The sequence below is a fragment of the Burkholderia sp. MSMB1078WGS genome (genome assembly GCF_001528895.1).
Lineage (GTDB): Bacteria > Pseudomonadota > Gammaproteobacteria > Burkholderiales > Burkholderiaceae > Burkholderia.
In genome coordinates, this window is the sequence record NZ_LPDI01000038.1 from 157,570 (window position 1) to 182,171 (window position 24,602).

Genomic DNA, 24,602 nt, shown 5'->3' on the forward strand with positions numbered 1-24,602 from the left:
AGGGCTTTCCCGGACAACGCATTGCGGCGTGTCTCCGGAGTGAGATAATCCGTCTCGTTCCGGAGACATCCGGCCGACGATAAACGGAGACGAAGACACGATGATGAACGACTGGGCCCGCCTGCCCGTCAACTACGGCGACGTGCTGCGGCGCGCTGCCGAGTCGCTGTTCCGGACCTTCGAGGATTCGAGTGCGGGCACGGTGGTGGTCGATCGCAACGCGCGCGTGGTGTGGATGAACGAGCGTTACGCCGCGCGCTTCGGGTTCGCCGATCCGCAGCAGGCCGTCGGCCTCGACTGCGAGGCCGTGATTCCGAACAGCCTGATGCGCGAGGTCGTGTCGACCGGGCAGCCGATCCTGCTCGACATCATGGAGACGGGCCGCGAGCCGCTCGTCGTCACGCGCCTGCCGTTGAAGAACGAGGCCGGCGAGACGGTTGGCGCGATCGGCTTCGCGCTGTTCGACCAGTTGAAGACGCTCACGCCGATTTTTTCCCGCTACGCGCAGCTTCAGCAGCAACTGATTGCGACGCAGCGCTCGCTCGCCCAGGCGCGCCGCGCGAAATACACGTTTGCGAGCTTCGTCGGCACGAGTGCCGCGAGCCTCGAGACCAAGCGCCAGGCGCGTCGCGCCGCGCAGGTCGATTCGCCGGTGCTGCTGCTCGGCGAGACGGGCACCGGCAAGGAACTGCTCGCCCACGCGATTCACGCGGCGTCGGCGCGTGCACTCCAGCCGCTCGTGACCGTCAACGTCGCCGCGATTCCCGACACGCTGCTCGAAACCGAATTCTTCGGCGCGGCGCCCGGTGCGTATACCGGTGCCGATCGCAAGGGGCGCGTCGGAAAATTCGAGCTGGCCGATCGCGGCACGCTATTTCTCGACGAGATCGGCGACATGCCGCTGCCGTTGCAGGGCAAGCTGCTGCGCGTGCTGCAGGACAAGGAGTTCGAGCCGGTCGGCTCGAACCGGATCGTGCGCGCGGACGTGCGCATCATTGCCGCCACGTCGGCCGACCTGCCGGCGCTCGTGGCAGCCGGGCGGTTTCGCGCGGATCTCTATTACCGGCTGAACGTGCTGACGATTCATGCGCCGCCGTTGCGCGAGCGCGCATCCGACATCGCGGCGCTCGTCTACGCGACGCTCGAGGAACTGGCGGCCCAGCACGGGCGCGCCGCGCACTGCGAGCTGACCGACGATGCGTTGCGGATGCTGTGCGCGTATCCATGGCCCGGCAACGTGCGCGAGTTGCGCAATACGCTCGAACGCGCGCTGATGCTGTCGGACCGTTCGGTGATCGACGCGCGTGCGCTCGCGCCGTTTCTGGGGCCGGTGCGCATCTCGCCGGAGGGCGCCGCGCCGGCGCAGCGGGTTGCCGCGGCACCGGCCGAGCAGCGCGCGGGCGATGCGTCGACGGCATCCGGTGCGCCGGCCGCCTCGTATGCCGATGCGCTGGCGGCGTGGGAGCGCCGGTTTCTGACCGATGCGCTGGCGGCCTGTGACGGGAAGGTCGTCGAAGCGGCCGCGCGTATCGGGATCGGCCGCGCGACGCTGTACAAGAAACTGGCGGCGCTCGGTATCGACCGGTAGGCCGATCGGCGATGCCGATGCGGCTCGACGTAACGCATCGAACGGGAGATCACGATGAAGCGGATCGGCATTGCAGGATGGCTGACCATGTTGCTCGCGAGCGCCGCACTCGCGCAGGCTGGCGACGCCGATGCGCCCGAGGCGCGGCGCAACTGGTACAACGATCCGTTCGTCGCGCTGTCGCAGGACGTGGCCGAATGCCCGTTGCCGCTCGGCCCGTGGATGACGCGCGCCGAGATGACGGACGATGCGCACTACCGCGCCGAACGCGGCACGACCTGTTGGCTCGCCCATCGCTGCACGAAGCCGAACTCGTATATGTATGACGCGTCGATCGCCGATGCCGCGAAGGCGCACTTCGCCGGCTCCGATCGTCTGCGCGGCACGAGCTTGTGGATCACCGTACAGCGACGTTTCATCTACGTCGAAGGATGCGCGGATACGACGTTCGATCGTCAGGCGCTGCAACGCGAATTCGAGGCGCTTCCGGACGTCGAGCAGGTTTTCGTTCGCATCACCGAGGATCCGCGCAAGCACTTGCCGTACAAGGCGCGCGGGCAACCCGAGCGCACGCCGGACTGACGGCCGAAGGGCTGCCCATGGCATACTCGCGACATTCAAAAAAAGGTTGACGGGAAGAACGATGAAACACATGCTTGCGTCGGTCTGTCGGTGGCCTCGGGCGGCCGTGATGTTGGCTCTGGTTGCAGGGCTCGGCGGGTGCGGCGGCAGTGCTCCGCTGTTCACTTCGGACGGGCGTCCGACCACTCAGGTGCAATGCATCGGCAGCGACTGGAGTAATTGCACCGACAATGCCCGGGCCATGTGCAACGGAGATTTCGACGTGATCCAGCAATCGACGGATGACGCCGTGCGAAATCTTCTCTTCGCATGCAAGAAGAAGAGCGGTTATTGATCCCGAAATGACCGGCTGAGGAGATCACGATCGGGCGACGTGCTTTTCTGTTTGCTTTGAGTCCCTTGTTTTTCACGAATAACACTCATGGAGTCCCATCCATATGGCGACCTACAGGCAACTGAGCGCGCAGCTCGAACGGCTTCAGCAAAAAATCGACAAGGAACGTGAAAAGGCGGTTGCCGACGCGATTGCGGAAATCCGCGCGAAAATCGACGAATACGACATTACGCCGGAAGAGCTCGGTTTTCTTCCGGCAAAATCGGCTGCCACCGCTACCGCCGCGAAGCCCAAGCGACCCTTGCCGCCGAAGTACCTGAACCCGAAGACGGGCGAAACCTGGAGCGGCCGCGGGCGGGCGCCCGCATGGCTGGGCAAGAATCGCGGACGTTTCCTGATCAAGGACTGACTCCCGAAAACCCTCACCTTTCGTGCGCCGACCGACGGTGCGAACGGCCATGCGGCCTTCGCACCGTTTTGTTTTGGCGCAATCGTCATGCGATTTTCCCGGGCGAATTGAAGTGCAACGTCGCGCAATCAACGGATCCCGTTTTGCGAATTCGCCGCGATCCGGCCGCATATTGCCGCGAATTCCCGTAAACAGCCGCGTAATGGCGCAATGCATGCGCATTGCCATTCGCGCTTTTCGCGGTGCATGCCTGACGCGGATTTTCATCACCTTTCGCATGCTGGCGCGGTGTGTCGTGCGATTCCCGAAGATACTCACCTTGGCTCCTGTAAATCCTCACCTTTGAGAAGCGGCTGCAGCGTCGTGCCGCGTTACGTGCATCGCGGGAAGAACTGGTGCTGCGACGCCGGCCGCGTGGGTTGCAGTCCATGGTGCGAGCATTGACGTCCGTCGAATAGCCGGCCGTTCGGCATATAGGCAGTCGCGGGCGCTTCGCCTATGCTTGGGATTCGCGTCGATCGGCGCACGGCCTGCGTGGCCGCATGCCGATCGTGTCGTCTTTCGTCACCGCAGGGAGCCGATGTGACCGTTCGCCATCTCGATGCGTTGTTCCAGCCCAAGTCCGTGGCGGTCGTCGGCGCGTCGTCGCGCGCCGGCAGTATCGGCGCGATGGTGTGGTCCCGTGTGCTCGACGGCGCGTTCCGGGGGCCCGTGTGGCCGGTCAATCCGAAATATCGCGAGCTGGACGGGCATGCGGTCGTCTCCGATGTCGACCGGCTGCCCACGCCGCCGTCGGTTGCAGTGATCTGCACGCCGCCCGCGACCTGGGCCGGCATCGTGCGCAAGCTCGGCGAGCTCGGCACGCGCGTCGCGGTGATCGTCGGCGAGGCGCGCACCGAGGCCGATCGCGCCGCGGTCGATCGCACGCTGAAGGCGGCGAAGCCGTTCGTGCTCCGTATCGTCGGGCCCGGCAGTCTCGGCGTGTCGTCGCCCGCGCGGCATGCGCATTTCGGCGCGCCTGCCTATACGGCGCGATCGGGCGGCGTCGCGTGGGTGTCGCAATCGAATGCGCTGACGAACGCGGTGCTTGGCTGGGCCGATGCGCGGGGCCTCGGCTTTTCGCATGTCGTCGCGCTCGGCAGCGAATCCGATGTCGATGCGGGCGACGTCCTCGACTATCTGGCGAGCGATCCCGGCACGCGCGCGATCCTGCTCGAGCTCGATACCGTGCGCGCGGCGCGCAAGTTCATGTCGGCGGCGCGCGCGGCCGCACGCAACAAGCCGGTGCTCGCGTTGCGCACCGGCCGTGCCGATCCCGGCGATGCGCTCTATACGGCGGCGTTCCAGCGCGCGGGCATGGTGCGCGTCGACGCGCTCGACGATCTGCTCGACGAAATCGAGACGCTCGGCGTCGGCCGCGTCACCGCGCGGGGCGCGGCGACGCTCGTGACGAGCGATGCGGGCGTGGCGAAACTCGCGGTCGATGCGGTTGCCGAAGTGCGCGACGTGCTGGCCGCCTGGTCGCCCGCGGCAACGTCGGCCGTCGCGGCCGCGCTGCCGCACCTCGCGGCGCCCGGCAATCCGCTCACGCTGGGCGACGACGCGCGCCCCGAGCACTTTGCCGCGGCAATCAAGGCGCTCGCCCCGTTTCCGCAGACGGGCACGCTGTTCGTCGTTCATTCCACTTCGCACAGCGCGCCGGCCGATTCGGTCGCGCGCACGCTGATCGACGCGCGGCAGCATGCGCATCGCGGCATCCTCGCGTGTTTCTTCGGCGCGGTGGACGCGGCGACGCGCGATGCGCTGCACGCGAACGGCATTCCGGTGCACACGACGCCGCAGCGGCTCGCCCGCGCGTATGCGCGTCTCGTCGACTACAACCTCGGGCGCCAATTGCTGATGCAGACGCCGGAGGGTACGCCGCCGCAGCCGGCCGAGTGCGTGGCGTCTGCCCAAGCCGACGCACGTCGCATGGTCGAAGCCGGTCAGCATGAGCTGGCCGGCGAAGCCGCGCTGCGCTGGCTGTCCCGTTTCGGTCTGCAGGGCGAGCAGCCCAACGAACCGGCCGGCAAGAACGTCGTCGACATCACGGTCGACATGTACGACGATTCGAACTTCGGTCCGGTGTTTCGCTATGCCGTGCCACCGGCCGACGGTGTATCGGCGCCGCTCGTCGTCTACGGCCTGCCGCCGCTGAACACGGTGCTCGCCCGCGCAGTGATGGAGCGTTCGCCGTATGCGCGCAGCACGTCCGTCGAGCCGACGCTCGACGCGCTGACGGCGCTGTCGCAGGTCGTGTGCGACGTGCGCGAAGTCGTTGCGATGTCGATCACGCTGCGCGTGCTGTCCGACCGAACATGGGTGGTCGCGCCACGCATCACGCTGGCTTCGGGGCGTAGCCGGCTCGCGATCATGCCGTATCCGCGGCACCTCGAGCAGACGCTCGAATGGCGTGGCGAGACGGTGACGATCCGTCCGATCCGTCCGGAAGACGAGGCCGCACACAACGAGCTGCTCGGTGCGATGACGCCGGAAGATCTGCGGATGCGTTTCTTCGGCGCGGTGCGCAGTTTCGATCACTCGCAGGTGGCGCGCATGACGCAGATCGACTACGACCGTGAGATGGCTTTCATCGTGTCGTTCACCGATGTGTCGGGGCGCGACCACACGCTCGCGGTCGCGCGTGCGGTCGCCGATCCCGACAACGAGACGGCGGAGTTCGCGATCGCGGTACGGCCCGATCAAAAGGGCAAGGGGCTCGGCCGGCTGATGATGACCCGCATCATCGACTACGCGCGCTCGCGCGGCACCACCTGGATGGTCGGCGAGGCGCTGCGCGAGAATTCGGCGATGATCTCGCTCGCGAAATCGTGCGGGTTTGCGGTGTCGACGACGGAGGAGCCCGGCGTCGTGGGTTTCAGGATGAAGTTGCAGCCGTAGGCGTCAGTTTCAGGTCCGGCGCTTGGGGCAGCGCATGGCGCCGACGCGTCCGAACATCTCGCCATGTCGCACGCTAAATAAGGAATGCAAAGCATTCGGGGCGGCCTTGAAGCAAAGCGTTCGGCAACGTGTCGGAGCTGCCGGTCGAAGCGATACCGCAACGCACGCATGGTGTCCGGCGATGCTCGCAGCGTGCTGCGATATTGGCCCGCCGCAGCCGTTTCCACCGATGTGCCTGCAAGCATTCGCTGCCGTGTTCCGGCCTCGCGTTTTCAAAGCCGTCGCCAAGGTGAGACTTTTCGGGAGCGGCGAGTGAGCTTTTCCGGGGCAGCATGGTGAGCCGATACGGGAGGGTTCGGTGAGCTCTCCCGGGAACGGCCGGTGAGTACCTGCGGGAGACGCCGGTGAGCCTTTCCGGGAGGCTTCGGTGAGCACCTGCGGGAGCGATTGGTGAGGACGTTCGGGAGCCGTCAGTGAGCGTCTCCGGAGTCTCGGGTGAGGCTTTTCGGGAGACCATGGTGAGCGCTTGCAGGATGCCGAGGTGAGCTTTTTCGGGAGCATGCTGACGCACGGCTCCCGTGGGCGCGACGCCGGCCCGTGCCGGCGTGAAGCGCGAGTGCGGGCACGCAGGAACCGTGCCCGCGATTACATTCACGCAGCGAGTTTCGACGCCGCGTCGTTCACCTGGTCGCGCGAAATCGCGAGTTCCTCGAGGTGTGCATCGGCATAGACTGCACCGGTTTCGCGTTCGAGGCGGGCGATCGTGAGCGCACAACGCGCGGTGTCTTTCGGCATCGCGATGAAGCGCCTGACCGACTCGCCGGACGTGAACGCGTCGAACAGTGCGCCGCGCACGTCGTCGGGAAGCGTCTTGGTCCACTGGTACGGCTTGCCGTTGAACGTGATCGACGGCGGCAGCGTGCGTTCCTTCTTGGTCGCCGTGATGAGTCCGTAGGTGCGCGCCGCGTCGCCGATCTGCTCGGGCGAGAAGAGTTCGTCGGGCGTGATGTCGAACTGCTCGATGTAGTTTTCGATCGCCTGCATTGCGGCGGCACGATCGTCGCGCTTTTTCTGCGCGCGCGCGACGATATCGCGCAACTCGTCCGCTTCCTCGGGCGTGATCGTGAAGCTTGCCTGCTTCTGCTGAAGTTCGGAGAAACGCTGGAATTCTTGATCGTTCAGAAGTTTGGCCATGACATCCATCGAATACGACGGCCGTGACAACCGGCCGCCGTAGTTTTTGAGAGGGCCGCTATTCTAGCGTAGCGCCGCGGGTGCCCGATGCGACGCCGCGCATCGGGCACCGCACGGGCGTCGCGCATACCCGGAGCCGGCGCCGCTGCGCCGTGCCTCGTGCATTTTGCCGGGTAACCCGCGCGTCAGCAGGTCTCGGTGCGGCACATCGACAGATGGGCGGCCGTATCGCGCAGTGCGCCGACGACCACGTCGACGGACGGCGCCATGTGCGCATCGATCCGGCGCATGTACGGGCAGGTCAGCACCGCGATCGCGTGGCCAGCCGGCCCGAGGATCGGCACGGTCAGGTCGGTCACGCCGTACGCTTGCCGGCTGTCCTGGCGCAGATAGCCGGACTGCCGGATCGACTGACACGCATTCGCGAGTTCCTGCTCGTTCAGCGGCGCCTCGCCCTTGACCTTGCAGTGCTCGGCCAGCATGTGCGCGCGTTGCTCGGCGCTTTGGTACGCCAGCATCATGCAGCCCGACGCCGTATCGGCGAGGCCGACGCGCGAGCCGAGCCGGACCGACACGCCCCACGGGCCGGGCCCGTCCACCTGCGCGATCACGAGCAGGTTGCCGCGATCGTAGACGGACAGGTGGCACGACTGCTCGGCGGCATCGGCGAAGCGCTGCATCGGCGGCAGCGCCTCGGCGATCAGCCGGTTCATCGGCGGATGCCGGTGCGCAAGTGCGAACAGCTTGAGGCTGAGCGTGTAGCGGTCGCCGCCGGTCGAACGCATCACGTAGCGGCGCGCGACGAGGCGTTCGAGCATCCGGTAGATCTCGCTCGCGTTACGGCCGAGCTCCTTCGTGATTTCGGTGCGGGTGAGTCCTTCCTTCTGCTCGGACAGGAGTTCGAGAATGTCGAGGCCCTTGTCGAGCGCGGGTGCGCGATAGCGGTCGATTGCGGCCATCGATTCCCGTGCGTCGCAGCCGGGAAGCGGGTCGTTGGTTGTCTGCATTGTCGGTGTGAGGTTGGGGGATTACCGTCGATCGGTCGGCGACGCACGCTGGCCGGTTCTGCACGCGTATAGGGCGGCCCCGCGGATGGCCATGGAAACCATCCGTGCGAGCTTAGCAATAAACATACAGTGTGCAATGCAGCGTCTTTTTACCGATCGTTACCGAACAAGAACGGATGGGCAAACGTTTTCGATGACAGGGGCACCCCGAATTGCCAGTATTCATGCACCGATGGCAGGCGCCGCCGCGAATGACGGCCGAGCGATCGACGTGGGTGCAGCGGGTGCTGCGCCGCAGCGTCGGCAGGCGCACCAATAGTCGGTATCCGTCGCGCGTCATTTCACGGCGCGTGGCCGATGGTACAAAGGCTTGCGGGCCAGCGACGGCGCGGCCGCGCGTGCAGCCGGCCGGCATAGGCCGGCACGCGTCGCGGATGCCGGGCCGTCGTCGCCGATGCGCAGACCGGCGGCCGCCCGTTCGATGCGCGCCGTACCGTCGTACGGCGCCGCGATCGCTGCGCCCGCGCAACTCTCGCGCGTCGACGGCACGCCGCATACGGCGCCGACGTGTGCACTCGACGATCGACAACCCGTCCGGCGCGCGGCCGCGAAAGGCCGCGTCGGCCGGTATCCTGTCCCATTCGACAACAGAGGTTAAGCACGATGAAACTGCTTCGCTATGGCCCGTCCGGCCAGGAAAAGCCCGGCATCCTCGACGCGGCCGGCCGGATTCGCGACTTGTCCGCGCATGTGCCGGACCTTGCCGGCGATGTGCTGTCCGACGCGGGTCTCGCGCGGCTGCGCGCGATCGATCCTGCCACGCTGCCGCTCGTGTCCGGGGAGCCGCGTATCGGCGCGTGCGTCGGTCGCGTCGGCAAGTTCATCGGCATCGGCCTGAACTATGCCGACCACGCGGCCGAAGCCGGCATGGCGGTGCCGAAGGAGCCGGTCGTGTTCGGCAAGTGGACGAGTTCGATCTGCGGCCCGAACGACGGCATCGACATCCCGAAGGGTTCGGTCAAGACCGACTGGGAAGTGGAGCTGGGTGTCGTGATCGGCGCGACGTGCAAGGACGTCGACGAAGCGCGCGCGCTCGATTACGTCGCGGGCTACTGCGTCGTCAACGACGTGTCCGAGCGCGAATGGCAGATCGAGCGCGGCGGCCAGTGGGACAAGGGCAAGGGCTTCGACACGTTCGGCCCGCTCGGCCCGTGGCTCGTCACGCGCGACGAAGTGCCGGATCCGCAGCGTCTCGACCTGTGGCTCGAAGTCGACGGCCACCGCTATCAGAACGGCAACACGCGCACGATGGTGTTCACGGTCGCGCAACTGATCGCGTATCTGTCGACCTGCATGACGCTGCAGCCGGGCGACGTGATCACGACCGGTACGCCGCCGGGCGTCGGCATGGGCATCAAGCCGTCGCCGGTGTTCCTGAGGGCCGGCCAGACGGTGCGCCTCGGGATCGAAGGGCTCGGCGAGCAGTTGCAGAGCACGCGTAACGCGCAATGAGCGCGTGAACGGCGCGGGCCGGCGGGAGCATGTAGCCGCGCGCGCGGGCCATGCTGCCCGACCCGTGGGCACGACCGCCGCCGCGACCGGCGCGCACCGAACGACGATGTAGCCGAAACCATGGGCCCGATTCCGCGCGATGCGGAATCGGGCCTTTGTCGTTCGTCGGCGTCCGCACGCAGCGGATCAGACGACGTTGTCGAGCTCGCAATGCGCTTCGAGCCGATACCCGTCGGGATCGACGACGAACGCCGCGTAATAGCCGGGGCCGTAGTGCTCGCGCTTGCCGGGCCCGCCGTTGTCCTTGCCGCCGTGCTCGAGCGCGGCGCGGTAGAACGCATCGACCTCGACCGGCGACGCGGCCTTGAACGACAGGTGCAATCCCGAATCGGGATCGGCGACGACGGGGCGAGCCGCGTGCTGCAACCACAGCTCGGGCTCGGTCGTGCCGTACCCGATGGCGCCGTCGTCGCTATACAGACGCTTGTAGCCGAGTGCGCCGAGCGCGCTGTCGTAGAAGGTGCGGCTGCGGCCGATGTGTGCAACGCCGAACGAAAGGTGATCGATCATCTGTAGCTCCTTTGGACTGAGGGGGACTTCAGTGCGGCGAACCTGCTTATAGACACCATGCCAGCCGCTTGTAGCGAAGCGCGCCGAGCGTGATGTCGTCGTACGTGCGGCCGGCGGCGATGTGGATAACGTTGAACGAAAGACGATCGATCATCTGTGTCTCCTTGGATCGAAGGGAAGGGCAGTGCAGCCCCCTGTTTTTAACCACCATGGCGGTTATGTTAGAAATCGCTCGGACGCTTGTCAACCGGCATGGTGGTTAGATACGATCGCACCATGAGAAAAACGCAACCTTCCGTCACGACGGACTGCCTGATCCCGGCGCCGTCCGAAACGCTGAGCCTCGATTTCGCGAACACGCTGTACTGGCGCGGCAGCGACCCGCCGACGGAAACCTTCGGCACGCTGGACGACCTGCTGGCGTGGTGCCGCGAACAGGCGGGCGTACCGGCCGAGCTGGCCGACGCATGTCGCGTGCCTGACGAAGAGAAAAAGGGCGACGCGCCGACGATGCTCGCGCGGGCGCTCGCGTTGCGCGAGGCGCTATACCGGCTGTTTCACGCCCAGGCGGAGCAGCGCGAGCCGCGGGATGCCGATCTCGCGCTGCTCGGCGGCTTTCTGGCGGAAGCGTCGCCGCGCGTTGCGCCGGTGCGCGTCGATGGCCGCTATGCGTGGCGGATCGACGCGCCGGGCGCCACGCTCGCGGGGCTGCTGAGCCCGGTGCTGTGGTCGGCGATCGACCTGCTCGGCGGCACGCGGCTCGCGAAGGTCAAGCGCTGTGCGAACGATGCATGCCAGTGGCTGTTCATCGACGACAGCAAGAACGGCAGCCGACGCTGGTGCTCGATGTCGTCGTGCGGCAATCGCGCGAAGGCGTATCGCCACTATCACAAGGCCGAATGACCGGGCGGCCCGAACCTATTTCGCCGACAGCTTCCGCCACAGCGTCGTCTTGCTGATGCCGAGCATCGCGCACGCGCGGTCGCGGTCGCCGCCGCACGCGTCGAGCACCGCACGGATCTCGTCGGCTTCCGCGCGACGGCGGCGCGCATGCAGTGTTTGCGTGTCGTCGGCGTCGGGCGGCGCGGCGAACAGTTCGGGCGCGATCGCCTGCAGCGCGCCGGGGGCGAGCGCCGCGCACGCGGCGCCCGGATCGCTTTCGTCGGCTTCCTCCGCCAGCTCCACCGCGATCCGCTCGACCACGTTCTGCAGTTCGCGGACGTTGCCGGGCCAGCGGTAGCGCGCGAGCGCCGCTTGCGTCGCGTCGAGCACACGCAGCGCGTCGTCGGTGTCGCGCACGCGTTCGGCGAGACGCGGCTCGCGCCGCGCAGCCTGCACGAGCAACGTCGCCGCGAGCGCGGGAATGTCGGCCGCGCGCTCGCGCAGCGGCGGCAGGCCGACGTTCAGGATGTTGAGCCGGTAATAGAGATCCGCGCGGAACGTGCCGGCCTCGACGGCCGCGAGCAGCGGCCGGTGCGTCGCGGCGATCACGCGCACGTCGATGCGGATCGGCTCGGTCGAGCCGAGGCGGATCACCTCGCGCTCCTGCAGCGCGCGAAGCAGCCGGCTCTGCAGCGACGGCGGCATCTCGCCGATCTCGTCGAGAAACAGCGTGCCGCGGTGCGCGGCCTCGAACAGGCCGGTCTTGCCGCCGCGCCGCGCGCCGGTGAACGCGCCTTCTTCATAGCCGAACAGTTCGCTCTCGAGCAGCGCTTCCGGAAACGCGCCGCAGTTGACCGCGACGAACGGATAGTTGCGCCGCGCGGACAGCGCGTGCAGGCTCTGCGCGATCATTTCCTTGCCGGTGCCGCTTTCGCCGAGCACGAGCACGGTCGCGTCGGATTTCGCGTAGCGGCGCACGAGATCGCGCACGCGCGTCATCGGCGCCGATGCGCCGACCACGTCGTCGAGCGCGTAGCGTGCGGCGAACTGCTGCGTGGTCGGTTGCGACCGCAACGCGCGATCGAGCCGTTCGACCGCGCGCGATTCCTGGAACGTCAGCACGCTGCCCGACGTGACGCCGCGATCGACCAGCGGCCCGCGATGCACGACGTAGCGCACGCCGCGTATCGTCGCGAGCGCGTCGCCGTCTTCGCCGCGCAGTGTGCGCAGCTCGGGCCGCAGGTCGACGAGCGCACGGCCGACGGCCGCCGCGGGTTCGACCCCGAGCGCCGACGCGAGCCGTTCGTTGATCGCCTCGACGCGGCCGTGCGCGTCGAGCGCGACCACGCCGTCGCGCAGGTGCTGCAGCAGCGTGTCGAGCCGCTGGCGGCGGAATGCCTCGGCGTGCGTCGCATACGCGACTTCGAGCGCCGTCTCGACCGCCTTGCGCACCGACGCATGCGAATACAGGAACACCGCGCCCATGCCGGCGCTCGCCGCGAGATCGGTGACGAGGCCCGGGCCGACGATCGTCTCGATGCCGCGATCGCGCAGGTCGTGCACGCAGGCTTCCGCTTCCTGCGCGGACTGATATGACGCAAACTGCACGTCGAGGCCGTACGCGGCGACGAAGCGGCGCACCTCGGGCGGCGTTTCGCCGGCGCTGACGAGCGCGATCCGCGCTGCATCGCGCCGCGCGCGCGCGAGCGCCTGCATCACGTCGAAGCCGGTCGGCGACACGACCACCACCGGCACCTGCGCGCGCGTTTTCAGGAAGCCGCCGTTCGAGCCGGCCGCGACGATCACGTCGGGCCGCGCGGCGCCGGCCTCGGCGATCGCGCTCAGCGCGTCCTCGTACGCGCGCGTCACGATGCGCACGTCGGCGCGTTCGTCGAATTCGCCGGCGATCTCGCGAAACAGGTCGCGCAGGCGGCTGATACCCATCGCCCAGATGCGCGGGCGCACCGTGCGGTCGGCAGGGCCGACGGGCTTGGTCGAAGAGAGGTCCATGACGGCCGATTATGCGCGCGCGATTTCATTTTTGAAACATGAGATTGCCGAATTGAAATGAGCGACCGATGCAACGCCCTCGGCGGTTGCTTAAGAATCAGTGGGTTAGCGGCGTTTCGCAAGCTGGCCCGGTCCTTGCTGTTATCGGGCATTCCATCAGGAGGCCGTTCATGAGCAATACGCATCTTCAGAGCGCCGGCGCGAAGTTCCGCGCGGCAGTCGCGGCCGAGCAGCCGCTGCAGGTGGTCGGCGCGATCACCGCGTACGCGGCCAAGATGGCGCAGGCCGTCGGCTTCAAGGCCGTGTACCTGTCGGGCGGCGGCGTCGCGGCGAACTCGCTCGGCATCCCCGACCTCGGCATCAGCACGATGGAAGACGTGCTGATCGACGCGACCCGGATCACCAACGCGACCGACCTGCCGCTGCTGGTCGACATCGACACGGGCTGGGGCGGCGCATTCAACATCGCGCGCACGATCCGCTCGTTCATCAACGCCGGCGTCGCGGCCGTGCACCTCGAGGACCAGGTCGGCCAGAAGCGCTGCGGCCATCGCCCGGGCAAGGAGGTCGTGCCGACCGACGAAATGGTCGATCGCGTGAAGGCCGCGGTCGATGCGCGCACCGACGACCAGTTCGTGATCATGGCGCGCACCGATGCGGCCGCCGCCGAAGGGATCGACTCGGCGATCGAGCGCGCGGTCGCGTACGTCGAAGCCGGCGCGGACATGATCTTCCCGGAAGCGATGAAGACGCTCGACGACTATCGTCGCTTCAAGGCGGCCGTGAAGGTGCCGATCCTCGCGAACCTGACCGAATTCGGCTCGACGCCGCTGTTTACGGTCGAAGAGCTGCGCGAGGCGAACGTCGACATCGCGCTGTACTGCTGCGGCGCGTATCGCGCGATGAACAAGGCTGCGCTGAACTTCTACGAAACGCTGCGCCGCGACGGCACGCAGAAGGCAGCCGTGCCGACGATGCAGACGCGCGCCGAGCTGTACGACTTCCTCGGCTATCACGAATACGAGCGCAAGCTCGACGAACTGTTCGCGCAGGGCAAGAAGTAACACGGCCCGCACCCCCCGATACCCATTGGAGAAGGAAAACATGAGCGAGACGAAAGACGCAGCAGCACCGGCCGCCGCAGGCGCATTCAAGCCGAAGAAGTCGGTGGCGCTGTCGGGCGTGACGGCCGGCAACACCGCGCTGTGCACGGTCGGCAAGACCGGCAACGACCTGCACTATCGCGGCTACGACATTCTCGACGTCGCCGAATCGTGCGAGTTCGAGGAAATCGCGCACCTGCTCGTGCACGGCACGCTGCCGAACCTGACCGAACTGGCCGCCTACAAGGCCAAGCTGCGCGCGCTGCGCGGCCTGCCGAGCGCGCTGAAGGCCGCACTCGAACAGATTCCGGCGTCGGCCCACCCGATGGACGTGATGCGCACGGGCGTGTCGGTGCTCGGCACCGTGCTGCCGGAGAAGGACGACCACAATCTGCCGGGCGCGCGCGACATCGCCGACCGCCTGATGGCGTCGCTCGGCTCGATGCTGCTGTACTGGTATCACTTCTCGCACAACGGCAAGCGCATCGAGACCGAAACCGACGACGACTCGATCGGCGGCCACTTCCTGCACCTGCTGCACGGCAAGACGCCGTCGAAGTCATGGGTCGAGGCGATGCACACGTCGCTGATCCTGTACGCGGAGCACGAATTCAACGCGTCGACGTTCACCGGCCGCGTGATCGCGGGCACGGGCTCGGACATCTACTCGGCGATCACCGGCGCGATCGGCGCGCTGCGCGGGCCGAAGCACGGCGGCGCGAACGAAGTCGCGTACGAGATCCAGAGCCGCTACAGCTCGCCGGACGACGCCGAAGCCGACATCCGCCGCCGCGTCGAGAACAAGGAAGTCGTGATCGGCTTCGGCCACCCGGTCTACACGATCTCCGATCCGCGCAACAAGGTGATCAAGGGCGTGGCGCACAAGCTGTCGAAGGAAGCGGGCGACCTGAAGCTGTACGACATCGCCGAGCGCCTGGAATCGGTGATGTGGGACGCGAAGAAGATGTTCCCGAACCTCGACTGGTTCAGCGCGGTGTCGTATCACATGATGGGCGTGCCGACCGCGATGTTCACGCCGCTGTTCGTGATCTCGCGCACGTCGGGCTGGAGCGCGCACATCATCGAGCAGCGCATCGACAACAAGATCATCCGCCCGAGCGCGAACTACACGGGCCCGGAAGACCTGCAGTTCGTGCCGATCGAGAAGCGCTGACACGCCCGCCGCGCGCACCGGCGCCCGCGAGGCGGGCGGCCGGCGCGCGCGGCGCGTCATACCCCGAATTCCCGCCCCACATCATGAATACCGCCAACCGCAAACCCCTGCCCGGCACGTCGCTGGACTATTTCGACGCGCGTGCCGCGGTCGACGCGATCGCGCCCGGCGCCTACGACACGCTGCCGTACACGTCGCGCGTGCTCGCCGAAAACCTCGTGCGCCGCTGCGATCCGGCGATCCTCGCCGAGTCGCTGAAGCAGATCGTCGAGCGCAAGCGCGAACGCGATTTCCCGTGGTTCCCGGCGCGCGTGGTGTGCCACGACATCCTCGGGCAGACGGCGCTCGTCGATCTCGCCGGCCTGCGCGACGCGATCGCGGACGGCGGCGGCGACCCGGCGAAGGTGAACCCGGTCGTGCCGGTGCAACTGATCGTCGACCACTCGCTCGCCGTCGAATGCGGCGGCTTCGATCCGGACGCGTTCGCGAAGAACCGCGCGATCGAGGATCGCCGCAACGAGGATCGCTTCCACTTCATCGAGTGGACGAAGAGGGCGTTCGAGAACGTCGACGTGATCCCGCCGGGCAACGGCATCATGCACCAGATCAATCTCGAGAAGATGTCGCCGGTGATCCAGGCGCAGGATGGCGTCGCGTTCCCGGATACCTGCGTCGGCACCGACAGCCACACGCCGCACGTGGACGCACTCGGCGTGATCGCGATCGGCGTCGGCGGCCTCGAAGCCGAGAACGTGATGCTCGGCCGCGCGTCGTGGATGCGGCTGCCCGACATCGTCGGCGTCGAGTTGACCGGCAAGCGCCAGCCCGGCATCACCGCGACCGACGTGGTGCTCGCGCTGACCGAGTTCCTGCGCAAGGAAAAGGTGGTCGGCGCGTACCTGGAGTTCCGCGGCGAAGGCGCGGCGAGCCTGACGCTCGGCGATCGCGCGACGATCTCGAACATGGCGCCCGAATACGGCGCGACGGCCGCGATGTTCTTCATCGACGGCCAGACGATCGACTACCTGCGCCTCACCGGCCGTAGCGACGAGCAGGTGAAGCTCGTCGAGACGTACGCGAAGGCTGCCGGCCTGTGGGCCGACACGCTGGCCGACGCGCAATACGAGCGCACGCTGACGTTCGACCTGTCGAGCGTCGTGCGCAACATGGCCGGCCCGTCGAACCCGCACAAGCGGCTGCCGACGTCCGATCTCGCCGCGCGCGGCATCGCCGGCCAGTGGGAAGACAAGCCGGGCCAGATGCCCGACGGCGCGGTGATCATCGCCGCGATCACGAGCTGCACGAACACCAGCAACCCGCGCAACGTGATCGCCGCGGGCCTGCTCGCACGCAACGCGAATGCGAAGGGCCTCACGCGCAAGCCGTGGGTGAAGAGCTCGCTCGCGCCCGGCTCGAAGGCGGTTCAGCTGTATCTCGAAGAAGCGAACCTGCTGCCGGAGCTCGAGAAGCTCGGCTTCGGCATCGTCGCGTTCGCGTGCACGACCTGCAACGGAATGTCGGGCGCGCTCGACCCGAAGATCCAGCAGGAGATCGTCGATCGCGACCTGTACGCGACGGCCGTGCTGTCCGGCAACCGCAATTTCGACGGCCGCATTCACCCGTATGCGAAGCAGGCGTTCCTCGCGTCGCCGCCGCTCGTGGTCGCGTATGCGATCGCCGGCACGATCCGCTTCGACATCGAGCGGGACGTGCTCGGCCACGGCCCCGACGGCCAGCCCGTCACGCTGAAGGACATCTGGCCGACCGACGAGGAGATCGATGCGATCGTCGCGTCGAGCGTGAAGCCCGAGCAGTTCCGCAAGGTCTACGAGCCGATGTTCGCGCGCAGCGCCGACGCCGGCGAGCGCGCGGCGCCGCTGTACGACTGGCGCGCGCAGAGCACCTACATCCGCCGCCCGCCGTACTGGGAAGGGGCGCTGGCCGGCGAGCGCATGTTGAAGGGCATGCGCCCGCTCGCGGTGCTCGGCGACAACATCACGACCGACCACCTGTCGCCGTCGAACGCGATTCTGCCGAACAGCGCGGCCGGCGAGTACCTCGCGAAGATGGGCCTGCCGGAAGAGGACTTCAACTCGTACGCGACGCACCGGGGAGACCACCTGACCGCGCAGCGCGCGACCTTCGCGAACCCGACGCTGATCAACGAGATGGCGGTCGTCGACGGCGCGGTGAAGAAGGGCTCGCTCGCGCGCGTCGAGCCGGAAGGCAAGGTCATGCGGATGTGGGAAGCGATCGAGACGTACATGAATCGCAAGCAGCCGCTGATCGTGATCGCCGGCGCCGACTACGGCCAGGGCTCGTCGCGCGACTGGGCCGCGAAGGGCGTGCGGCTCGCGGGCGTCGAGGCGATCGCCGCCGAAGGCTTCGAGCGGATCCACCGCACCAACCTGATCGGGATGGGCGTGCTGCCGCTCGAGTTCAAGCCGGGCACCAACCGGACGACGCTCGGTATCGACGGCACCGAGACCTTCGACGTGATCGGCGAGCGCACGCCGCGCGCCGACCTGACGCTCGTGATTCACCGCAGCAACGGCGAGCGCGTCGAGGTGCCGATGACGTGCCGGCTCGATACGGCCGAGGAAGTGTCGATCTACGAGGCCGGCGGCGTGCTGCAGCGTTTCGCGCAGGACTTCCTCGAATCGTCGCAGGCCGCCTGAACGGCGCACATTGGGAACACAGACATGGCTCATATTCCTCAAATCAGGATTCCCGCCACCTACATGCGCGGCGGCACCAGCAAGGGCGTGTTCTTCCGACTGCAGGATCTGCCGGATGCCGCGCAGGCGCCCGGCGCCGCGCGCGACGCGCTGCTGTTGCGCGTGATCGGCAGCCCCGATCCGTACGGCAAGCAGATCGACGGGATGGGCGGCGCGACGTCGTCCACCAGCAAGACGGTGATCGTGTCGAAGAGCACGCGGCCGGGCCACGACGTCGACTACCTGTTCGGGCAGGTCGCGATCGATCGCGCGTTCGTCGACTGGACCGGCAACTGCGGCAACCTGTCGGCGGCCGTCGGCCCGTTCGCGATCGCCGGCGGCCTCGTGGATCCGGCGCGCGTGCCGCGCGACGGCGTCGCGACCGTGCGGATCTGGCAGGCGAACATCGGCAAGACGATCGTCGCTCACGTGCCGATCGTGAACGGCGCGGTGCAGGAGACGGGCGACTTCGAGCTGGACGGCGTCACGTTCCCGGCCGCCGAGGTGCAGCTCGAATTCATGGATCCGGCCGCCGAGGAAGAAGGCGCGGGCGGCTCGATGTTCCCGACCGGCAACCTCGTCGACGATCTGGCCGTGCCGGGCGTCGGCACGCTGAAGGCGACGATGATCAACGCGGGCATCCCGACGATCTTCGTCGAGGCCGAGGCGATCGGCTATACGGGCACCGAGCTGCAGGACGCGATCAACGGCGACGCGAAGGCGCTCGAGAAGTTCGAGACGATCCGCGCGCACGGCGCGTTGCGGATGGGTTTGATCGACACGCTCGACGAAATCGCGACGCGGCAGCACACGCCGAAGATCGCGTTCGTCGCGAAGCCGGCCGATTACGTCGCATCGAGCGGCAAGCGCGTGAATGCGGGCGACGTCGACCTGCTGGTACGCGCGATGTCGATGGGCAAGCTGCATCACGCGATGATGGGCACCGCGGCGGTCGCGATCGGCACGGCTGCGGCGATTCCCGGCACGCTCGTCAATCTCGCGGCGGGCGGCGGCGAACGCAACGCGGTCCGCTTCGGGCATCCGTCGGGTACGTTGCGCGTCGGTGCGGAAGCGCGGCGCGAGAACGGCGAGTGGACCGTCACGAAGGCGATCATGAGCCGCAGCGCGCGCGTGCTGATGGAAGGCTGGGTGCGCGTGCCGGGCGACGCGTTCTGATGCCTGGCGGTTCGTGCGTGCGGCGTGGCGCAACAGAACCTTGAAGCGATCCCTGCGAAGCGAATCCGCTGCGCAGGGATTTTTTGTTGGCTGGGTGCGTGGAGGAGGCAATTCGATGAACAGGGCATCGGACCGACGCGCTCGCGCAGGTCGACCGCGAATCATGGGCCCGCGTCCGTCGAGAGGAGAATCGCATGTCGCTTGATGCCCCGCTTTCCGGCATCCACATCGTCGAGTTCGAGGGGCTCGGCCCCGGCCCGCTCGCGGGCTGGATGCTCGCCGGTATGGGTGCACGCATCACGCTGGTCGCACGACCGTCCGGCCGCACGAGCGCGCCGGACGCACTGCGGGCCCGCGATGGCGACCTGCTGCGCGAAGGCAAGACGATCGTCGAACTCGACCTGAAGGCGCCGGCCGGGCGCGACGCCGCGCTCGATCTGGTCGCGCAGGCCGATGCGCTGATCGAGGGGCTGCGGCCCGGTGTGATGGAGCGGCTCGGCCTCGGGCCCGACGCTTGCGCGCGCCGCAATCCGAAACTCGTCTACGGACGCATGACGGGCTGGGGCCAGCGCGGCCCGCTCGCGGCCGCGGCCGGGCACGACCTGAATTACGTCGCGCTGACCGGGCTGCTGTCGCTGTCCGCGCCGCGCGACGGCCGGCCGGGCGTGCCGCCGACCGTCGTCGGCGATGCGGGCGGCGCGCTCGGGCTCGCGTTCGGGATCGTCTGTGCGTTGCTCGACGTGCGCGGCGGCGGGCCGGGGCGCGTGGTCGACGGCGCGATCGTCGATATCGTGTCGATGCTCGGGTCGCTCGCATTGTGGGCACGCGCGAACGGGCAGCTCGACGGCGCGCAGCCGAGCCTGTTCCACGACGCGCCGTTCTACGACGTGTATCGCTGCGCGGACGGCGAATGCGTGACGATTGGCGCCCTCGAGCCGCCGTTCTATGCGCTGCTGGTCGAACGGCTCGGGCTGACCGACGTCGATCCCGCGTCGCAGTACGACCGGGCGCGCTGGCCCGCGCTGAAGGCGCGTTTCGCGCAGGCGTTCGCCGGGCAGCCGTCCGCGCACTGGCGCGCGCTGCTCGAAGGCACCGACGCGTGTTTCGCGCCGGTGCTGAGCGTGGCCGACGCGGCCGTGCATCCGCACAACACGGCGCGCGGGATTTATCGGACGGACGAGTACGGGAACGTCCGGGCGCGGGTGGCGCCGCGGTTTATGCCGCTGGCGGGCGGCGGGGCCGAGTAGGGATATCGAACTTCACGGGTCGAGAGCGAATTCGGTACCGCCTGTTTGGCACCAGAAATCGCACTAAATATAGTGTCAAATAAAGTACAATGTAAATTCGATCGAAAAAGGAGCAGGCATGCCCCATACCATCCTGGCTAGCGTGACGGCGAGCGTCTCGGAGCTGAAGCGGAACCCGATGGGAACCGTGGCGGCGGGAGAGGGGTTCCCGGTCGCGATCCTGAATCACAACGAACCCGCGTTCTATTGCATTCCGGCGAAGACATGGGAGGCGATGGTCGAACGTCTCGAAGATATCGAAGACAACGTGCTGGCCGACTCGCGCGCCAAGGAGAAAGCCGTCAAGGTCAAGTTGAATGACCTTTGAGCTCGCCTTTCTCGAACCTGCGTTGAAGGAGTGGAGGAAGCTCGATCGCACCATTCGCGATCAGTTCAAGGCCAGACTCGTCGAACGGCTCGAGAACCCTCGCATTCCTTCGGCGAAGCTGCACGGTCATCCGGACCGCTACAAGATCAAGCTGCGCAGTATCGGTTATCGCCTCGTGTACGAAGTGCGCGATGCGGAAGTCGTCGTACTGGTAGTCGCGGTGGGGCGTCGCGAGCGCGATGCGGTCTATCTCGCCGCGATGAAGCGCTAGCGCGACACGCGCTGCGTGTTCGGCGTTCTTTCATTGACCTCGCGACGGGCGTCGTCTCACGCCGTTTCCTCCGGCCTGTCCGGCACCTTTCCGTCGCCGACGCGATTGATCGTGCCTTGCGCGATCGCGACGAGCCGCTCGTGATCGCCGTCGATGACGAACACGTGACACTGACAGGTCGCCTGGTGCCGGCCCGCGTAGACGAGCTTCGCGCGGGCGACGAGCGTGCCGTTCACGGCCGGCCGCAGGTAGTTGATCTTGTATTCGGCGGTGATCACGCGCGGGCCGAGCACGAGCGCGCCGGCGAACGTCAGCGCGTTGTCCGCGAGATAGCTGATGACGCCGCCGTGCACGAAGCCGTGCTGTTGCCGCAGTTCCTCGCGCACGGGCAGACACAGCGACACTTCGTTGTCGCCGATATGCATCAGCTCCGTGCCCAGCAGCATGCTGAACGGTTGCGCGCGCAATGCGCCGCGCGCGTGGTCCGTGATGTCGGTCATCGAACTTCCTTAATGAGTGCCCGCTTGCGCTGAACTCTAGGAAGGGGGCTGCCGATAAGCAAGGAAATTCGTTCGCGTTTCGGGCAAATTCCGGTGCGATGCGACGCGATTATTGCGCCGAATACCCAAAATCTCCGCGTTTGGGGGCGATTCGACGCGAATGCGCGCGCGAAGCGCACGATCGACCTGCGCAGCCGGCAATCGGCCTAAAGTCCGACGAAGAAATGCCGCTAATGCCGGGGCATTGCCTCATCGTCCGCTCTCCAGGAACTTCTCCATGTTCGGAAAAATCAAGCTCGCGTCGGGTCTGCTCGGCGTGTTGGCCGTGTTCTGTCTCTTCCTGTTCGCGATCGAAGCGCTCGGCTTCTGGACGCTCGCGTCGACGCGCAGCGGCGTCGACGATCTGTCGAACGTCGCGATCGCGCAGGTCGACGCGGCCAGCCGGGCGACCGAGCAACTGCTCGACGCACGCATCAACCTGTCGCGTGCCGGCACGCGGATGGTGCGCGGCGGCCCGAAGCCCGAAGACATCATCCGCCACGCGGGCGCGTCGCTCGCGGAAGCGGACAAGGCATTCGCCGTGCTGACGGCCGCGCAGCCGGTCGACGACATTAACCGCGCACGCGTCGCGGCGCTTGCCGAACGCTATCGCGCGTTGCGCGGCGCGCTGGGCGAGCTCGTGCAGTTCCTCGACGCCGACAACATCCAGGCGTTCCTCGACCAGCCGACCCAGGGCTTCCAGGACGCGTACATCGCCGAACTGCATCGCTTCACCGACTATGGCGGCACCTCGAGCCGCGCGGCGCTCGACACCATCGACGGCGGCATGCTGTGGTTCAAGTCGGTCGGCATCGTGCTGCTGGTGGCGATGCTTGCGGCGAGCGCCGCGATCTACGCGGCCGCGCGGCGTGCGGTCGTCGCGCCGCTGGAGCAGGCCGGCCGTCATTTCGAGCGGATCGCGCAGGGCCGTCTCGACGAAGCCGTGCAGGCGGGCGGCGTGTTCGAGATCGACCGGATGCTGCGCGGCCTCGCCACGATGCAGACGAGCATCGCGGACACCGTGCGCACGGTGCGCCACGCGTCCGATGCGATCCACCTCGGCGCGGGCGAGATCGCGGGCGGCAACGCCGACCTGTCGGCGCGCACGGGCACGCAGGCCGCATCGCTCGAGGAAACCGCCGCGAGCATGGAGGAACTGACCGCGACCGTCCGGCAGAACACCGACAGCGCCCGTGCGGCGAGCGCGCTGGCCGACGCGGCGCTCGAAGCGACGAGCCAAGGCGGCGGCGTGGTCGACAGCGTGATCGACCGGATGCGCGGCATCGCGCAGAGCTCGGGGCGGATCGCGGAAATCATCTCGGTGATCGACGGCATCGCGTTCCAGACCAACATCCTCGCGCTGAACGCGGCGGTCGAGGCCGCGCGGGCCGGCGAACAGGGGCGCGGCTTCGCGGTGGTCGCGGGCGAAGTGCGCTCGCTCGCGCAGCGCAGCGCGCAATCGGCGAAGGAGATCAAGGCGCTGATCGAGGAGTCGGTCGCGCAGATCGACGGCGGAGCGGAGCTCGTCGAGCGCGCCGGCGATGCGATGCGCACGGTGTCGGCGTCGATCACGCGGGTCGTGCAGACGATGGCGGAGATCACGGCGGCGTCGGTCGAGCAGAGCGTCGGGATCGAGCAGGTGAACCAGGCCGTCACGCAGATGGATCAGCTCACGCAGCAAAACGCGGCGCTGGTCGAGGAAGTCGCGGCCGCGGCCGCATCGCTGAACGACCAGACCGCATATCTGATGCAGGCGGTGTCGGTGTTCGAGCTGGGCGACGGACGCGGCGCCGCACCGGGCGGCCGCGCGGCGCCGTCGTTCGCCGCGGGTTACGAACCGGCCGGCAGCGCCGCGTAGGCGGTCGCGAGGTGGTAGGGCGTGGTCGACGGCATGTCGGCGCGCGACACCTGGCCGTCCGCCGTCTTGCACTCGAACCAGCCGCGCGGATGCAGGAAGCGCGCGGCGAACCGCTCGATCTGGCGCGCGAGCGGCGCCGAGGCCGGCGTGCCGCCGTGGGTCGCGAGCGCGCGCAGGTATTCGGTCTGCGCCCAGATCCGCTGCGTGCCGTCGATGCACGCGCCTTGCGCGTCGAGCGCCGCGCACACGCCGCCCGTCTGCGGATCGACGCCGTATTGCTCGGCGAACGCGAACGCGCGCGACAGCGCGGCGGGAAGCCCGGTCTGCGCGAGCCGCGCGCCGGCTGCATCGACCAGATAGAACCACTCGAACTGATGGCCGGGCTCGAAACGGTTGTCGGCCGCCCCGAGCGGCAACTCGGCCACGCAGCCGGTCGCCGCATCGACGAACGTGCGCTCGACGGCCTGCGCGGTGCGCGCGAGCGCATCGTCGAACGCCGGGTCGCCGAACGCATCGGCGGCCGCGAGCCACGCTTCGGTCAGATGCATCAGCGGATTCTGCAGCGGGCCGCTGCCGGATGACGAGAAATCGGCGTGGCGTGCGGCATCGAGCAACGCGTCGCCGTGGCGCGGCGCGAAGCGGTCCTGGATCAGCGCGGCGGTTTCTTCCGCCGCCGTGCGCGCGGCGGCGTCGCGCGACGCCGCATACCATGCGGCGCACGCGAACACGACGAACGCGTGCGTATAGAGATCCTTGGTCGTATCGAGCGGCGCGCCCTGAGCGTCGACGCTGTAGATCCACCCGCCATGACGCGGGTCGCGAAAGTGCCGGCGCAGCGCGTCGAACAGCGTGGCCGCGTGCGCGGAGTCGCCGGCCTGCGCGAACACGAACAGTTGCCGTGCGCACGCCATTGCGCGATAACGCGTCACGGGCAGCGGCGCGTGGGCGGCCGGATCGACGGCCTCGAACGGCAGGTGCAACGCCGGGTCGAACCCTGAACCCCGCCAGATCGGCAAGACGACGTGCGCGAAATGATGGCGCAGTTGGGCGGCCTGGGCGGAAGCGGAGTCGGAAACGGACATGGCGGGGTTGAGCGCTTGGATCGAAACGTGTCGGCGCGGC

21 protein-coding genes are annotated in these 24,602 nt (G+C 67.8%); 15 read left to right on the forward strand and 6 right to left on the reverse strand.

The features are described 5' to 3' along the window. Positions 1–100 precede the first annotated feature (100 nt). The 5 genes from WT24_RS09320 to WT24_RS09340 all read left to right on the forward strand — a co-directional run bounded on the left by WT24_RS09320 (position 101) and on the right by WT24_RS09340 (position 5,853). Positions 101–1,588 carry a sigma-54-dependent Fis family transcriptional regulator gene (locus tag WT24_RS09320; protein WP_059499513.1) on the forward strand — a complete coding sequence of 496 codons (1,488 nt, stop codon included), beginning with the start codon at positions 101–103 and terminating at the stop codon, positions 1,586–1,588. Between the two features lie 54 nt (positions 1,589–1,642). Next, positions 1,643–2,170 carry a BON domain-containing protein gene (locus WT24_RS09325; protein ID WP_059792779.1) on the forward strand — a complete coding sequence of 176 codons (528 nt, stop codon included), beginning with the start codon at positions 1,643–1,645 and terminating at the stop codon, positions 2,168–2,170. Positions 2,171–2,231: 61 nt separating this feature from the next. Beyond that, on the forward strand, positions 2,232–2,504 hold the full coding sequence (locus WT24_RS09330) for a hypothetical protein (RefSeq protein ID WP_082742140.1): 273 nt from the start codon (positions 2,232–2,234) through the stop codon (positions 2,502–2,504). 103 nt (positions 2,505–2,607) lie between these two features. Continuing rightward, a complete protein-coding gene (locus WT24_RS09335; RefSeq protein WP_059792781.1) occupies positions 2,608–2,913 on the forward strand; it encodes an H-NS family nucleoid-associated regulatory protein in 306 nt (101 codons plus the stop codon). A gap of 582 nt (positions 2,914–3,495) precedes the next feature. Then, positions 3,496–5,853, forward strand: a complete 2,358-nt coding sequence (locus tag WT24_RS09340) for a GNAT family N-acetyltransferase (RefSeq protein WP_060032921.1) — start codon at positions 3,496–3,498, stop codon at positions 5,851–5,853. 651 nt (positions 5,854–6,504) lie between these two features. On the opposite strand, the gene WT24_RS09345 is transcribed toward WT24_RS09340, so the two are convergent. After that, positions 6,505–7,056, reverse strand: a complete 552-nt coding sequence (locus tag WT24_RS09345) for a hypothetical protein (protein ID WP_059499509.1) — start codon at positions 7,054–7,056, stop codon at positions 6,505–6,507. A 176-nt stretch (positions 7,057–7,232) separates the two neighbouring features. Then, positions 7,233–8,054, reverse strand: coding sequence for an IclR family transcriptional regulator (locus WT24_RS09350; RefSeq protein WP_059499508.1), 822 nt, complete (start codon positions 8,052–8,054; stop codon positions 7,233–7,235). A 663-nt stretch (positions 8,055–8,717) separates the two neighbouring features. On the opposite strand from WT24_RS09350, the gene WT24_RS09360 reads away from it, so the two are divergent. Then, entirely contained in the window at positions 8,718–9,566 is an 849-nt protein-coding gene (locus WT24_RS09360) for an ureidoglycolate lyase (protein WP_059499507.1), read from the forward strand. Positions 9,567–9,752: 186 nt separating this feature from the next. On the opposite strand, the gene WT24_RS09365 is transcribed toward WT24_RS09360, so the two are convergent. Then, a complete protein-coding gene (locus WT24_RS09365; protein WP_027781675.1) occupies positions 9,753–10,136 on the reverse strand; it encodes a VOC family protein in 384 nt (127 codons plus the stop codon). A gap of 276 nt (positions 10,137–10,412) precedes the next feature. On the opposite strand from WT24_RS09365, the gene WT24_RS09370 reads away from it, so the two are divergent. Continuing rightward, positions 10,413–11,039 carry an ABATE domain-containing protein gene (locus tag WT24_RS09370; RefSeq protein WP_257127460.1) on the forward strand — a complete coding sequence of 209 codons (627 nt, stop codon included), beginning with the start codon at positions 10,413–10,415 and terminating at the stop codon, positions 11,037–11,039. A gap of 15 nt (positions 11,040–11,054) precedes the next feature. On the opposite strand, the gene prpR is transcribed toward WT24_RS09370, so the two are convergent. Continuing rightward, positions 11,055–13,028, reverse strand: coding sequence for a propionate catabolism operon regulatory protein PrpR (prpR, locus tag WT24_RS09375; protein WP_060032929.1), 1,974 nt, complete (start codon positions 13,026–13,028; stop codon positions 11,055–11,057). Between the two features lie 170 nt (positions 13,029–13,198). Between prpR and prpB the strand changes: the two genes are divergently transcribed. The 7 genes from prpB to WT24_RS09410 all read left to right on the forward strand — a co-directional run bounded on the left by prpB (position 13,199) and on the right by WT24_RS09410 (position 21,083). Beyond that, positions 13,199–14,092 (forward strand): methylisocitrate lyase, encoded by an 894-nt coding sequence (prpB, locus tag WT24_RS09380; RefSeq protein ID WP_059499503.1) that lies wholly within the window; start codon positions 13,199–13,201, stop codon positions 14,090–14,092. Positions 14,093–14,132: 40 nt separating this feature from the next. Continuing rightward, complete coding sequence (gene prpC / locus WT24_RS09385) at positions 14,133–15,305, forward strand: 2-methylcitrate synthase (protein ID WP_034205934.1); 1,173 nt, start codon at positions 14,133–14,135, stop codon at positions 15,303–15,305. 83 nt (positions 15,306–15,388) lie between these two features. Further along, positions 15,389–17,983 (forward strand): Fe/S-dependent 2-methylisocitrate dehydratase AcnD, encoded by a 2,595-nt coding sequence (gene acnD / locus WT24_RS09390; protein ID WP_060032932.1) that lies wholly within the window; start codon positions 15,389–15,391, stop codon positions 17,981–17,983. Positions 17,984–18,007: 24 nt separating this feature from the next. Further along, positions 18,008–19,198: a 2-methylaconitate cis-trans isomerase PrpF gene (gene prpF / locus WT24_RS09395; RefSeq protein WP_060032935.1), complete on the forward strand. Its 1,191-nt coding sequence runs from the start codon at positions 18,008–18,010 to the stop codon at positions 19,196–19,198. A gap of 194 nt (positions 19,199–19,392) precedes the next feature. Beyond that, a complete protein-coding gene (locus tag WT24_RS09400; RefSeq protein ID WP_060032938.1) occupies positions 19,393–20,445 on the forward strand; it encodes a CaiB/BaiF CoA-transferase family protein in 1,053 nt (350 codons plus the stop codon). Between the two features lie 118 nt (positions 20,446–20,563). Then, positions 20,564–20,812: a type II toxin-antitoxin system Phd/YefM family antitoxin gene (locus WT24_RS09405; RefSeq protein WP_034205945.1), complete on the forward strand. Its 249-nt coding sequence runs from the start codon at positions 20,564–20,566 to the stop codon at positions 20,810–20,812. Beyond that, the gene (locus WT24_RS09410; RefSeq protein WP_059780124.1) at positions 20,802–21,083 is read left to right on the forward strand and encodes a type II toxin-antitoxin system RelE/ParE family toxin; all 282 of its coding nucleotides are present in this window, start codon (positions 20,802–20,804) and stop codon (positions 21,081–21,083) included. The genes WT24_RS09405 and WT24_RS09410 overlap by 11 nt, the downstream gene beginning before the upstream one ends. Before the next feature lie 56 nt (positions 21,084–21,139). Here the strand turns inward: WT24_RS09410 and WT24_RS09415 are convergent, their stop codons facing one another. After that, positions 21,140–21,583: a PaaI family thioesterase gene (locus WT24_RS09415; RefSeq protein ID WP_059499490.1), complete on the reverse strand. Its 444-nt coding sequence runs from the start codon at positions 21,581–21,583 to the stop codon at positions 21,140–21,142. 277 nt (positions 21,584–21,860) lie between these two features. Here WT24_RS09415 and WT24_RS09420 point away from each other — a divergent pair, with 277 nt between their 5' ends. Next, positions 21,861–23,480, forward strand: a complete 1,620-nt coding sequence (locus WT24_RS09420) for a methyl-accepting chemotaxis protein (protein WP_060032941.1) — start codon at positions 21,861–21,863, stop codon at positions 23,478–23,480. On the opposite strand, the gene WT24_RS09425 is transcribed toward WT24_RS09420, so the two are convergent. Further along, positions 23,453–24,562, reverse strand: coding sequence for an AGE family epimerase/isomerase (locus WT24_RS09425; RefSeq protein WP_059499488.1), 1,110 nt, complete (start codon positions 24,560–24,562; stop codon positions 23,453–23,455). The two genes, WT24_RS09420 and WT24_RS09425, sit on opposite strands and share 28 nt — an antisense overlap. Positions 24,563–24,602 lie beyond the last annotated feature (40 nt).